The organism is Halomonas sp. M1, from assembly GCF_029581375.1.
In the GTDB taxonomy this organism is placed as follows: domain Bacteria; phylum Pseudomonadota; class Gammaproteobacteria; order Pseudomonadales; family Halomonadaceae; genus Vreelandella.
The window spans coordinates 1886822-1898774 of the sequence record NZ_CP121119.1 but is presented as its reverse complement, the minus strand read 5'-3'; the positions used below and the strand labels follow the sequence as shown (position 1 = coordinate 1898774).

Here is an 11953-nt window from a genome sequence, read left to right as displayed (position 1 = left end):
GGTGCCCGGCTTTTATTGTAGCGTCTAGTGCTTTACCGCTGACGACATTAGCCGCCGAGCTGTTTTTCTTTAAGCTCTGCCAGTGTTTTACAATCAACGCACAGCGTTGCCGTGGGGCGAGCTTCAAGGCGACGAATGCCGATTTCTACGCCACACGCTTCACAGAAGCCGTAGTCGTCTTCATCGATTTTGTCGATTGTCTCGTTAATTTTTTTCAGCAACTTACGCTCGCGATCCCGCGTACGCAGTTCAAGGCTAAAGCCCTCTTCCTGGGTAGCGCGGTCAGCGGGGTCGGCGTAGTTGTTAGCGTCTTCCTGCAGGTGGCGTACAGTACGGTCCACCTCTTCCATGAGATCCTGTTTCCAATCCAGGAGCAGCTGCCGAAAGTGCGCAAGCTGCTTCTCGTTCATATACTCTTCACCCGGCGCTGGCTCGTACGGGGTGAAGGACTTGGACGCTTCCGGTTTCTTTTCCGCTACTGGCATGGGAGTGCCCCTTACGTATGTGACTGCTGATCGACCATGAGCGTGTGTCACGATCTCACGCCAAAGGGATGCTTGTTTAGCTGAAAACTGACCGTGTTGCAAGCATAATGAGCGGTCTTATACTAAGGTCTTACAGCTTATTTGGCCTCGCCCATGCTTCTCTACTGGGCCTTTATAACTGCGTTTTTATGGACATAAGGTGAAGGAGACACTATGGCCTGGAATTCCCGCGTGAGTCATGTCGCACCCTTTCGCGTGATGCACTTATTGGAGATGGCTCAGGCCCGCGAGGCCCAAGGCCATGATGTGATTCACTTGGAGGTGGGGGAGCCTGATTTTGCGACGCCTGAGCCTGTTGTGGCGGCGGGCCAGCAAGCCCTGGCCACAGGCAAAACACGCTATACACCGGCGGCTGGTTTAGCGACGCTGCGCGAAGCCATTGCAGGCCACTACGCCGAGCACTTCAATGCCAGCGTTGATCCGGCGCGTATTCTGGTAACCCCTGGAGCATCAGGCGCGCTGCTGTTGGCCAGCCAGCTATTGGTAGAAACCGGCGACCGGGTTCTTATGGCTGACCCCAACTATCCCTGTAATCGCCATTTTATGGCCTTGGCAGGGGCGGAGGTGGATGCCATACCGGTAGGTCGCCAGAGCGGCTGGCAGTTGAACGCCCCGCTGATTGAGAAACACTGGCAAGAGAAAACGCGGCTGGCGATGCTGGCAAGCCCGTCGAATCCCACCGGCCACACGCTAGGAGCAGAAGCGCTAACGGCCGTCTTTAAAACGGTAGCGGCCAGAGGTGGCGATGTCATCGTTGACGAGATTTATCAGGGTTTAAATTACGACGATGCGCCGTTGTCTGCGACATCGCTCTCTGATCAAGCCTTTGTGGTTAACAGCTTTTCAAAATACTTTGGCATGACCGGCTGGCGCTTGGGCTGGCTGGTGGCGCCGGAACATGCGGTAGAGCCGCTAACCCGGTTAGCGCAAAACGTTTTTCTGGCTGCGCCGACGCCTTCCCAACATGCCGCGCTTGCCGCCTTTACGCCTGAATGCCGAGACATTCTCGAAAAACGCCGTGCAACGCTAAAGCAGCGCCGCCAAGTGCTGCTTGATGGGTTAGCGCAGCTGGGCCTAGCGCCCGATCTTCCTCCTCAAGGGGCATTTTATCTATGGCTAGACATCTCCCGCTATAGCCGAGATAGCCAAGCGTTTTGCGAGCGGTTACTGATAGAGGAAAACGTCGCTATTACCCCTGGCATTGATTTTGCTCTTGAAGGCGGTGAACACCACGTGCGCATTGCCTTCACCAATGATGTGGCGCGGTTACAGGAGGCTGTGGTGCGGATTGCCCGCTTTGTGAGTCGATTATGATCGCCTATGAGGGGTTAGAGCCCGGCGTACTGCTGCGCCGCTACAAGCGCTTTTTGGCGGATGTACGTTTGCAAAGTGGCCAAGAGGTAGTCGCCCACTGCCCGAATACTGGCTCAATGAAAGCCGTCAATGTGCCGGGCTGTCGGGTGTGGCTTTCGCCCAGCGACAACCCAAAGCGCAAGCTGGCCTGGACCTGGGAGTGGATTGAGTTGCCCCAGTTAGATGGCACCACGGCGTTGGCCTCGGTGCATACCGGGCGGGCAAATCGTATTGTGGAAGCGGCGATTGAGGCAGGCGATATTACGCCACTGGCGGGCTATCAAACGCTCAAGCGGGAAGTGAACGTTGATGATGCTCGGCTCGATTTTCGTCTGGACGACCCAGAACGCGGTGTGGCCTATGTCGAGGTAAAGCAGGTAACGCTGAAAGAAGCCGATGGTCAAGGCTACTTTCCCGACTCGGTAAGCGTTCGAGGTACCAAGCATTTGCATACGCTAACAGCGCTTGCTGAGCAGGGCGAGCGGGCAGTGCTGCTATTTTGCGTCGCCCATGAGGGTATTGCCGATGTAGCACCGGCTGCCCATATCGACCCTGTTTATGCGGCAGCGCTAGCCAAGGCGGTGAAGGCGGGGGTAGAGGTGTTGGCCTATGGCATTACGCTACAGTGGAGCGCCGAAAAACCGGTCGCGGTGCGCTTAACGCGGCGGCTACCGGTTCGGCTGTAGGGCTTACCGCTCGATATAGAAACGCTGGATAAAGTTGACCGATTCAGGCGATTCATTACGGTCGTAGCGCACGTCGAGTTCAAAACGCATGGCCTCATCATGACGCATGGTGAACGGGGCTAAGTGATAGGTCGCATCCCCGTCGTGCACGGTGCGAAAGCTCAGCGGCTCTTGGGTGCCGGTAAGGCCGCTGACATAACCCTGTATGCCCGCACTCACTGGGCGAGTGCTGCCGTCGTCCCTACGTTCACGTACGCTCACATTAACCAGGCCGCGGTTAGCGCTGCGCTGGATGTTGTGTGCCTGAGCAACGTCCGGTGTCAGGAAGCTAGTGCTTACAGCGCTGTAGTGGATCTCGTAGTCACCCACCTGAACGAACTGCTCAGCGCTGGCGCTGGTAGTGACCATTAGCGTTGCAGCTAAGCTGACGCTGAGTAGTAGGCTGCGCAACATGGCAAGCTCCTCCTGCTATTTTATCTAAGCCGCGCTTAGCGGCGACGTACCCTGAAAATCGCGATTTCACCGAATAAGTTAGGCCACCATTTGGACGTCCAGTGGCCTCGATGGTCGCCAACGCCCACCGCACGGTCAACAATCACTAGCCCTTTTTCCCGGCACAGGTGTTCAAAGTCGTTGAAGGTTGATAAGTGGATGTTAGGGGTGTCGTACCAAGCGTGAGGCAGTGACTTGGAAACCGGCATGTAGCCGCGCAAGCCAAGATGAACGCGGTGACGCCAGTAAGCAAAATTAGGAAACGTAATAATGCCCTCTTCTGCTACCCGTAGCATTTCATCCAGCATTTTATCGGGGCGCCGAAGTGCCTGCAGCGCTTGGGTCATGATGACTTGATCATAGCTGTTATCGCAAAAGCTACCCAGACCATCATCCAGGTTATGCTCAATCACGTTAACGCCACGGGCAACGCACTGAGTGATGCCTGCCGGGTCGATTTCCAGCCCGTAGCCAGTGACGTTTTTTTCCTGCGCCAAGCGCTCCAGGAGCTGCCCATCGCCACAGGCTAAGTCTAATACATGAGCCCCTTGGGGAACCCAGTCGTAAATCAGTTCTAAATCAGCGCGCATTATCGTGTCTCCTCTTTAGCCGTTTCATGAGCCGTTTCATGGATCGCTAGCTCGTGGGCAACGCGACCCATAAACGCGCTGAACAGGGCGTGATAACGCGGTTCGGGGAGTAAGAATGCATCGTGCCCGTGAGGGGATTCGATATTGGCATAGCTGACGGATTTGCCAGCGCGGGTTAAGGAATCGACTAATTCGCGGGAACGAGACGGCGGAAAGCGCCAGTCGGTGGTAAAGCTAACGATCAGGAAGGGGCATTGAGCAGGGGCTAGCGCGCTGGCTAAGTCGCCTGCGTGGGCGGCAGCGGGGTCAAAGTAATCCAACGCCTTGGTCATTAACAGGTAGGTGTTAGCATCAAAGGCGGTAGAGAAGGTATCACCCTGGTAGCGTAAATAAGACTCCACCTGGAACTCAACATCAAAGCCAAAATTTAGATCATTACTGCGCAGGTCGCGGCCAAATTTGCTTCCCATAGCGTCTTCTGAGAGATAGGTGATATGCCCCACCATACGTGCCAGTTTTAAGCCTCGCTTAGGTACAGTGTCGTGCTCGGCATACCAGCCGTCGAAAAACTCAGGGTCAGAGCGAATCGCTTGGCGGGCAACCTCGTTAAAGGCGATATTTTGTGCAGACAGCCGCGGTGTCGCTGCAATTACTACGGCGTTGGCGATGCGCTCGGGGTAGGTAATCGCCCACTGCAGCACCTGCATGCCGCCTAAACTGCCGCCCACCGCTGCTGCCCAGCGTGTAATGCCAAGGCGGTCGGCTAGGCGTGCTTGGCTGGCTACCCAGTCGCTGACGGTGACCATGGGGAAGTCTGGCCCCCACTGGCGGCCTGTTTCCGGGTTATGGCTCACCGGCCCTGTACTGCCATGGCAGCCGCCTAAGTTATTAAGCGACACCACAAAAAAACGGTTGGTGTCGATGGATTTTCCAGGGCCAATGTGAGCATCCCACCAGCCGGGTTTACGGTCATCGGTGCTGTGGTATCCCGCCGCATGGTGATGGCCTGAGAGTGCATGGCAAATTAATACCGCGTTAGTGCGTTCGGCGTTCAGCGTGCCGTAAGTCTCATAAATAAGCTCGTATTCTGGCAACACCTTGCCGCAGGCAAGCGACAACGGCGTGTCGAACTTGGCGACGTGGGGCGTGATAAGGCCAACAGAGTCTGCTGGCCGCTCGCTAAACGCGAGAGTGTCTGAATCAGGCATCGAAAGCGCTAGTCCTGCAAAAATAAGTCCTACTGAAAATAAGTCCTGCTGAACTTGGCGTTAAAATTAAAGGCCTACCAATGACCCCGGCATGCCAGCAGCGCGTATTAATGATCCCACCACTAAGCCATCTATAATGTTAATGGCGATGAATACGATGATCGGCGATAGGTCAATCATTCCCAGAGGCGGAATAACTTTACGCACAGGCGCCATAATGGGCTCAACGAGCTGCATTACCAGTAGTGCGCCAGGGTGGCTGGCGTTGGGCGCTACCCAGCTCAGGATGATCATTACGATCATGGCAAAGAAGTAAATCTTCAAAATGGCATTTGCCAGCGCGGCAACGCCTGCAATTAATACCCCTGGGATGGGCGGCATACCCATACCAATCACCATGAAGATGGCAATAATGCTGGCTACTTTAAGCACAAAGCCTGCCGCCAGCGTTGCCAAATCAAAGCGCCCGCCCACCGGGCCTAAAAAGCCTTGGAATAGGCCAACAACCGGCTGGGTTATTTTGACTACCGACTGGCTAAGCGGGTTGTAGTAGTCCGCTCGCGACGCCTGCAGTAGAAAGCGCAGCATCAGTAAGAATAAATAAATGTTGATCAGGGTATTCACTAGCATTAACCCGGCACTACCCACTTGGTTGCCCATGGCTGCGTCTCCGTTGCGTTAAATTTTGCTTAGCTTGCGCTGAGTTCCTTGGCCATTGCCTGGGCGCGGTCGGCGCAGGCTTGCATGGCATCGGCAATGGTGGTGCGCAGCTGCGCATCTTCCATGTGTTGTATGGCGCGTTCGGTAGTGCCCCCCGGCGACATCACATTTTGTTTAAGCGTGGCGGGGTCTTTGTCACTCTGCTGCGCCATAGTGGCAGCACCTAAGGCAGTTTGGATGGCTAGGCGTCGTGCAGTGGCAGCAGGCAGGCCAAGTTTGACGGCGGCTTCTTCCATCGCCTCAAACATTAAAAAGAAGTAGGCCGGCGCGCTACCAGAGACAGCGGTGACCGCATCCAGCAGGTGTTCATCTTCCACCCACTCAACAATGCCAACCGCTTCCATAAGCTGGGTAGCCAGCGTGCGCTGAGCATCGCTAACAGCCTTGTTGGCGTACAGGCCGCTTGCGCCCATGCCGACGAGCGACGGGGTATTGGGCATGCAGCGCACCAGCGCAGTGTTACCGCCTAGCCATTGGTTAATAGTGTCGGCATCAAGGCCAGCGGCAATTGAAATAACCAGTGGAGCTTGCTGTTGCACGCTTTCGCTCATGGCGTCACAAACGTTGCGCATAATTTGCGGTTTAACTGCGAGTACGACCACATCGGCATCTTTAACCGCAGCGTTATTATCGGTCTGGGTATTTACCCCTAGGCGCTGCTTTAATGAGGCAAGCTCGCTCTCGTTAGGTGCTGTTGCGGTAATGTCTGAAGGGGCAACGCCGCTTTCGATAAGGCCGCCGATAATGGCTCCGGCCATATTGCCTGCGCCAATGAAGGTGATCTTGCTCGCCATAGGGGTATCCTGTATTGAAAATGGGCCGCACTCAGCGGCAATGTTTGTAAGAGTAACGGTTGGTACCATCAGAGTGCACTAAGCGCTTCACCGGGCACCAAAAATAGCCGTTCCTAAGCGTACCAGAGTGGCGCCCTCTAAAATGGCCGCTTCTAGATCATCGCTCATTCCCATGGAGAGCGTGTCCAGAGGCGTCTCTGGGAGCGCGGATTGCAGTTCTATGAGGAGTTGGCGCAGCTCCGCAAAGGGTGCCCGTTGTGCAGAGAGGCTATCAGCGGGGGCGGGAATTGCCATCAAGCCTCGCAGCTGAAGCCGTGGTAGTGCAGCAACCTCATGGGCAAGCGCTGCTACCTCTTCGGGCATAACGCCTGATTTAGACGCCTCACGGCTGATATTAACCTGTAGGCAGATATTGAGCGGTGCGAGATGCTCTGGACGCTGTTCACTTAAGCGCTTGGCGATTTTTAAGCGCTCGACGCTATGCATCCAGGCAAAATTTTCTGCCACTGACCGAGTTTTATTGGACTGTAATGGGCCGATGAAATGCCACACGATATCGTCTAAGTCGGCTAGCTCGGCCTGTTTTTCCAGCGCTTCTTGGAGGTAGTTTTCACCAAACTCCCGCTGACCAAGCTGCCAAGCCTGCCGGATCAGTGAGGCCGGTTTGGTTTTGCTCACCGCTAGCAACGCCGCACTGTTAAGCGGGCGGTCAGCGTTTTTTAGCGCCCGGTGTAGACGCTCACGCGCAGTGGCGAGTGACTCGGGGAGTGCGATGTCTGTCATACTCAAGCACCTTACCGCAGCTGGGAAAAGAGAGATGGATATTACCGAACTGCTGGCATTCTCGGCAAAGCAGAATGCATCGGACCTGCACCTTTCTGCGGGTTTGCCGCCCATGATACGTGTTGATGGCGATATTCGTCGGCTTAATGTACCGGCGATGGATAACAGCGAAGTCCGGCGGTTGATCTACGACATCATGAACGATCAGCAGCGCCGCGACTACGAAGAACACTTGGAAACCGACTTCTCTTTTGACGTGCCAGGAGTGGCGCGTTTTCGGGTCAATGCGTTTAACCAGGCGCGAGGTGCTGGGGCGGTTTTTCGTACTATCCCTAATGAAGTGCTTTCGATGCAGGCCCTGGGCCTAGGCGAGGTGTTCGAGCGCTTAGCCATGCTGCCCCGTGGCTTGGTACTGGTTACCGGGCCAACAGGGTCGGGTAAAAGCACCACGCTTGCCGCGATGATTGACTACATCAACGACCACCGCTTTGAGCATATTTTAACGATTGAAGACCCGGTGGAGTTTGTTCATGCCAGTAAGCGTTGCCTGATCAATCAGCGCGAAGTGCACCGGGACACGCGTAGTTTCAACAGCGCATTACGCAGCGCCCTGCGTGAAGACCCGGACGTTATTTTAGTAGGTGAGCTGCGCGACCTAGAAACAATTCGCTTAGCGCTAACCGCTGCTGAAACAGGCCATCTAGTGTTTGGAACCCTGCATACTACTTCTGCAGCAAAGACCATCGACCGAATTATTGATGTCTTCCCAGGGGAAGAGAAATCCATGGTGCGCTCAATGCTGTCGGAGTCGCTACAGGCCGTTGTGTCGCAAACGTTGCTAAAACGCCAAGGCGGCGGGCGCGTAGCGGCTCACGAAATATTGATTGCCACCGCCGCTGTTCGCAATTTAATCCGTGAAGATAAAGTGGCACAGATTTATTCGGCCATTCAAACCGGCGGAAACTTGGGCATGCAAACCTTAAACGCGTCGCTTGCAAGGCTAGTAAAAGAGGGCATGGTGAGTATGGAAGACGCTCAGACGCGGGCAAAAGGCACGCTTTCACTTGGGGATGAATAAGTAATGAGCGAGCCGAAAAGCGGTATAACGGCCTCCCAGTGGTTGCATCAGTTGCTGGCTATTATGGTTGAGCAGCAGGCATCAGACCTGCTGATTTCGGTCGGCGCGCCGGCAAGCTTAAAAACGCCTCAGGGGTTAGTGCCTCTGGGGCGGCAGCCGCTTTCCTCAAGCCAAGTGCGCAGCCTGGTGGTCAATGCGATACCCGAAATGCAGCGTGAGCGGTTTGCGTTAGAGCACGAGGCGAATTTCGCCCTAAGCCTTGAGCAAAAAGGCCGCTTTCGGGTCAGCGCTTTTCAGCAGCGTAATGAGCCTGCCATGGTGGTGCGCCGCATTGCTCAAGAAATTCCCACACTCTCGGCACTGGGTGTGCCCAGTCAGCTCGCTGAACTCGCTAACGCCAAGCGCGGGCTGGTGCTGGTGGTGGGAGGAACGGGCACGGGTAAATCGACCACGCTAGCAGCCATGATTCAAGAGCGTAACGTCTCGGTGGGTGGGCATATCATCACCATCGAAGACCCTATTGAGTATTTGCATCCGCACCAGCGCGGTATCGTCAATCAGCGCGAGGTGGGGGTAGATACAGAGTCGTTTGAAGTGGCGCTCAAGAATACGCTTCGCCAGGCGCCCGACGTGATTCTGATTGGTGAGGTGCGCACCCGGGAAACGATGGAGCACGCGCTGACCTTTGCTGAAACAGGGCATCTTTGCCTTGCCACGCTACACGCTAACAATGCTAATCAAGCGTTGGAGCGCATTCTCCACTTCTTTCCTCACGAAAGGCATGAGCAAATACGGATGGACTTATCGCTCAACCTTCGTGCGGTGGTGGCGCAGCAGTTGTTGCCTACTCAGCAGGGCGGTCGCTGTGCGGCCATTGAGATTATGCTTTCGTCACCGCGCGTGGTGGATCTGATACGCAAAGGCCGCATCGACGAGTTGAAGTCGGCCATGGCAGCGTCCCGAGACGCAGGCATGCAAACCTTCGACCAAGCGCTCTACGCGCTCTATCAAGCGGAGCAAATCAGCCAGCAGGTAGCGTTGGCCCATGCCGACTCGGCAAACGATTTACGACTGATGATCAAGCATGGCGACGCGGCTGCCAGCGGCACTCCGTTGGCAGCGCAGATATCTCCCCATTTGGCGCTGCGTGATGGGGATGATTACTGATGCTCAAAAACGGGTAACGCAACCTTAACGCGCATACACGCCGCCCAGTACTCGCGGGCCGCTGGCGCCGGTAACGGATGGTAAGTTGCCTGGCAAATGGTTCAGGCGCTGGTGGGCAAGCCAGGCAAAGGCGCCGGCTTCAATCCAGTCCTCTGGCCAGCCGTATGCGCTGGGTGACGTAAGGGCTGCGTTAGGAAAGTGATACGCGAGCCGCTTCATTAAATACGTATTATGCGCTCCCCCTCCGCCTGTAATTAATGTGGTGCGTTGGCGGCTTAGCGGCAGTTGCTGAATGCCCTGTGCAACGCTGACAGCGGTTAGTTCCGCCAGCGTGGCCTGCACATCTTGAGGTGCTTCGTTTCCAGTTAGCTGGTTTTCCAGCCACGGTAAATGAAATAGCTCTCGGCCAGTGCTGCGCGGCGACGGCTGATGGAAGAAAGGTTCTTGAAGCAAGCGTTCCAAGAGGGCGGTATCGACGTTGCCGCTGGCGGCCCAGTTGCCGTTGTTATCAAAGCGCCCTGGGTGGTGCTTTGCGAACCATGCATCTAACAGTACATTCGCCGGTCCTGTATCAAAACCGACCACGGGCTTGGCAGAGTCGCTGGGTAGCCACGTTATATTGGCAAAACCACCTAGGTTTAAAATCAACTGCTCACCCGCTTGGCGACCAAAGAGTGCTTGATGGAACGCGGGAGCGAGCGGCGCGGCCTGACCGCCTGCGGCTAAATCGCGGCGGCGAAAGTCAGCCACAACGGTACAGTCGGTTAATTCTGCTAAAAGGCTTGGGTTATCAAGCTGTAGTGTGTAGGCAGGGCCGCCATGATGGCCATGGGGGGCGTGCTCTATGGTTTGCCCATGGCTGCCAACGGCGCTGACTTGGTGGGGTGACATGCTTTGCTGGGCCAGTAGTGCTTTCACGGCGTTTGCTTGAAGTTGACAAAACGCAGCTTCTGCCTCTGCTAATTTGGCAAAACTCACGTGCTCTGCGTGACACAGCGTTAGCAGCAACGATCGCAATGTTTCTGGCATAGGTGCTGCATGGGTACCCATCAACTTAGGCTGTGAGTCGGGTGCGATGGCGACGAGGGCCGCATCAACACCATCCAAGCTAGTGCCTGACATCAAGCCAATATAGTAACGCGGCGAAGCAACGGGTGTTTTCATAAGGTGACTCATTTGAAACGATTTGAAGGCTCAACCAAGACCGTTGGGCATGGTAACATCGTCGGCTATTTATCATCTGGCGGCTCTTAAAAGAGCGCACATTTCGTGGAGAGAGGCAATGAGTGAGGTGGATCAGACGCTAGCGTTGCTAGCGCGGGGTACGCACGAAATCCTGGTTGAGGACGAGCTGAAGAAGAAGCTGGCCTCTGGCCGTAAGCTGCGTATTAAGGCTGGCTTTGACCCCACCGCACCTGATCTACACCTGGGGCACAGTGTCTTATTGACCAAAATGCGCCAGTTCCAAGATCTGGGGCATACGGTTATCTTCCTCATTGGTGACTTTACGGGGCGCATTGGCGACCCTACCGGTAAAAACGTAACGCGTAAGCCGCTGACCGAAGCCGATGTAAAAGCCAACGCGGAAACGTATAAAGAGCAGGTATTTAAAATCCTCGACCCTGAGAAAACCGAGGTGCGTTTTAATGCTGAATGGTTTGGTGAACTTACTGCCGCCAAAATGATTGAGTTAGCGGCGCAGAGCACTGTGGCTCGGATGCTTGAGCGCGATGATTTTGAAAAGCGCTATAAAGCTAATCAGCCAATTGCCATTCATGAATTCCTCTACCCCCTCGTGCAAGGCTACGACTCAGTGGCCCTTGAGGCAGACGTGGAGCTGGGTGGTACTGACCAGAAATTCAACCTACTCATGGGCCGCGAAATTCAAAAGCATTTTGGTCAAGAGCCGCAGGTCGTTATTACCATGCCGCTGCTTGAAGGCTTGGACGGCGTGCAGAAGATGTCCAAGTCATTGGGCAACTATGTCGGTGTCGATGAAACGCCAGGGTCGATGTTCAATAAGCTCGTCTCTATGCCTGACAGTTTGATGTGGCGCTACTTCGAGCTGCTCTCTTTGAAATCCAACGAAGAGATAGAAGCGCTTAAGCAGAGTGTTGAGCAGGGGGCGAACCCTCGTGATGTGAAAATGGAGCTGGCCCGCGAACTCATCGCCCGCTACCACGGGGATGAAGCCGCTGCGAATGCTCACAAGTCGGCGGGTAACCAACTGGCTGACGGTGAATTGCCGGAAGACCTGCCTGAGGTAGAAGTAGATTTCGAAGGTAGTGAGCAGGCACCCATTGCAGCAGTGCTCAACCGTTCTGGCCTCACCAAGAACAGCGCGCAGGCCAAAGATATGCTGAAAAACGGCAGTGTCAAAGTGGATGGCGAGGTGGTTGCTCAAGACACAATGTTGGCGACTGGCAAGGTGTACGTTATCCAGGCAGGCAAGAAGCGTTACGCCCGTGTGACGCTTATTTGAACTTTTTGATAATTTTTCTCTCTAAAGCCCTTGCCAAGACGGCAGCGAATCCGTA

13 protein-coding genes are annotated in these 11953 nt (G+C 55.2%); 5 read left to right on the top strand and 8 right to left on the bottom strand.

The features are described from left to right. Positions 1-47: 47 nt before the first annotated feature. Positions 48-485 (bottom strand): RNA polymerase-binding protein DksA, encoded by a 438-nt coding sequence (dksA, locus tag P8S54_RS08665; RefSeq protein ID WP_009101440.1) that lies wholly within the window; start codon positions 483-485, stop codon positions 48-50. A 213-nt stretch (positions 486-698) separates the two neighbouring features. Between dksA and P8S54_RS08660 the strand changes: the two genes are divergently transcribed. Further along, a complete protein-coding gene (locus P8S54_RS08660; RefSeq protein WP_281441400.1) occupies positions 699-1859 on the top strand; it encodes an aminotransferase class I/II-fold pyridoxal phosphate-dependent enzyme in 1161 nt (386 codons plus the stop codon). Next, positions 1856-2584: a DNA/RNA nuclease SfsA gene (gene sfsA / locus P8S54_RS08655; RefSeq protein WP_281441399.1), complete on the top strand. Its 729-nt coding sequence runs from the start codon at positions 1856-1858 to the stop codon at positions 2582-2584. Before P8S54_RS08660 ends, sfsA begins: the two co-directional genes overlap by 4 nt. A 3-nt stretch (positions 2585-2587) precedes the next feature. On the opposite strand, the gene P8S54_RS08650 is transcribed toward sfsA, so the two are convergent. The 6 genes from P8S54_RS08650 to P8S54_RS08625 all read right to left on the bottom strand — a co-directional run bounded on the left by P8S54_RS08650 (position 2588) and on the right by P8S54_RS08625 (position 7171). Then, a complete protein-coding gene (locus P8S54_RS08650) occupies positions 2588-3037 on the bottom strand; it encodes a DUF4426 domain-containing protein (protein ID WP_009101446.1) in 450 nt (149 codons plus the stop codon). A gap of 35 nt (positions 3038-3072) precedes the next feature. Next, positions 3073-3666 (bottom strand): methionine biosynthesis protein MetW, encoded by a 594-nt coding sequence (gene metW / locus P8S54_RS08645; RefSeq protein WP_281441398.1) that lies wholly within the window; start codon positions 3664-3666, stop codon positions 3073-3075. Beyond that, positions 3666-4874 (bottom strand): homoserine O-acetyltransferase, encoded by a 1209-nt coding sequence (locus P8S54_RS08640; RefSeq protein WP_281441397.1) that lies wholly within the window; start codon positions 4872-4874, stop codon positions 3666-3668. Before P8S54_RS08640 ends, metW begins: the two co-directional genes overlap by 1 nt. A 66-nt stretch (positions 4875-4940) precedes the next feature. Then, complete coding sequence (locus tag P8S54_RS08635; RefSeq protein ID WP_009101452.1) at positions 4941-5534, bottom strand: YggT family protein; 594 nt, start codon at positions 5532-5534, stop codon at positions 4941-4943. Between the two features lie 29 nt (positions 5535-5563). Continuing rightward, positions 5564-6388, bottom strand: coding sequence for a pyrroline-5-carboxylate reductase (proC, locus tag P8S54_RS08630; RefSeq protein WP_281441396.1), 825 nt, complete (start codon positions 6386-6388; stop codon positions 5564-5566). A gap of 87 nt (positions 6389-6475) precedes the next feature. Further along, positions 6476-7171 (bottom strand): YggS family pyridoxal phosphate-dependent enzyme, encoded by a 696-nt coding sequence (locus P8S54_RS08625; protein WP_281441395.1) that lies wholly within the window; start codon positions 7169-7171, stop codon positions 6476-6478. A 34-nt stretch (positions 7172-7205) separates the two neighbouring features. On the opposite strand from P8S54_RS08625, the gene P8S54_RS08620 reads away from it, so the two are divergent. Then, a complete protein-coding gene (locus tag P8S54_RS08620) occupies positions 7206-8249 on the top strand; it encodes a type IV pilus twitching motility protein PilT (protein ID WP_281441394.1) in 1044 nt (347 codons plus the stop codon). Between the two features lie 3 nt (positions 8250-8252). Beyond that, positions 8253-9416 (top strand): PilT/PilU family type 4a pilus ATPase, encoded by a 1164-nt coding sequence (locus P8S54_RS08615; RefSeq protein WP_281441393.1) that lies wholly within the window; start codon positions 8253-8255, stop codon positions 9414-9416. A gap of 24 nt (positions 9417-9440) precedes the next feature. Here P8S54_RS08615 and P8S54_RS08610 read toward each other — a convergent pair whose 3' ends face one another. Then, entirely contained in the window at positions 9441-10580 is a 1140-nt protein-coding gene (locus tag P8S54_RS08610) for an anhydro-N-acetylmuramic acid kinase (RefSeq protein WP_281441392.1), read from the bottom strand. Positions 10581-10698: 118 nt separating this feature from the next. On the opposite strand from P8S54_RS08610, the gene tyrS reads away from it, so the two are divergent. Then, positions 10699-11898 carry a tyrosine--tRNA ligase gene (gene tyrS / locus P8S54_RS08605; protein ID WP_281441391.1) on the top strand — a complete coding sequence of 400 codons (1200 nt, stop codon included), beginning with the start codon at positions 10699-10701 and terminating at the stop codon, positions 11896-11898. Positions 11899-11953 lie beyond the last annotated feature (55 nt).

Coding starts and splice junctions, on each gene's coding strand:
- P8S54_RS08615 (WP_281441393.1), top strand. CDS start 8,253: ATGAGCGAGCCGAAAAGCGGTATAACGGCCTCCCAGTGGTTGCATCAG.
- metW (WP_281441398.1), bottom strand. CDS start 3,666: ATGCGCGCTGATTTAGAACTGATTTACGACTGGGTTCCCCAAGGGGCT.
- P8S54_RS08610 (WP_281441392.1), bottom strand. CDS start 10,580: ATGAAAACACCCGTTGCTTCGCCGCGTTACTATATTGGCTTGATGTCA.
- sfsA (WP_281441399.1), top strand. CDS start 1,856: ATGATCGCCTATGAGGGGTTAGAGCCCGGCGTACTGCTGCGCCGCTAC.
- dksA (WP_009101440.1), bottom strand. CDS start 485: ATGCCAGTAGCGGAAAAGAAACCGGAAGCGTCCAAGTCCTTCACCCCG.
- P8S54_RS08640 (WP_281441397.1), bottom strand. CDS start 4,874: ATGCCTGATTCAGACACTCTCGCGTTTAGCGAGCGGCCAGCAGACTCT.
- P8S54_RS08635 (WP_009101452.1), bottom strand. CDS start 5,534: ATGGGCAACCAAGTGGGTAGTGCCGGGTTAATGCTAGTGAATACCCTG.
- tyrS (WP_281441391.1), top strand. CDS start 10,699: ATGAGTGAGGTGGATCAGACGCTAGCGTTGCTAGCGCGGGGTACGCAC.
- P8S54_RS08650 (WP_009101446.1), bottom strand. CDS start 3,037: ATGTTGCGCAGCCTACTACTCAGCGTCAGCTTAGCTGCAACGCTAATG.
- P8S54_RS08625 (WP_281441395.1), bottom strand. CDS start 7,171: ATGACAGACATCGCACTCCCCGAGTCACTCGCCACTGCGCGTGAGCGT.
- proC (WP_281441396.1), bottom strand. CDS start 6,388: ATGGCGAGCAAGATCACCTTCATTGGCGCAGGCAATATGGCCGGAGCC.
- P8S54_RS08620 (WP_281441394.1), top strand. CDS start 7,206: ATGGATATTACCGAACTGCTGGCATTCTCGGCAAAGCAGAATGCATCG.
- P8S54_RS08660 (WP_281441400.1), top strand. CDS start 699: ATGGCCTGGAATTCCCGCGTGAGTCATGTCGCACCCTTTCGCGTGATG.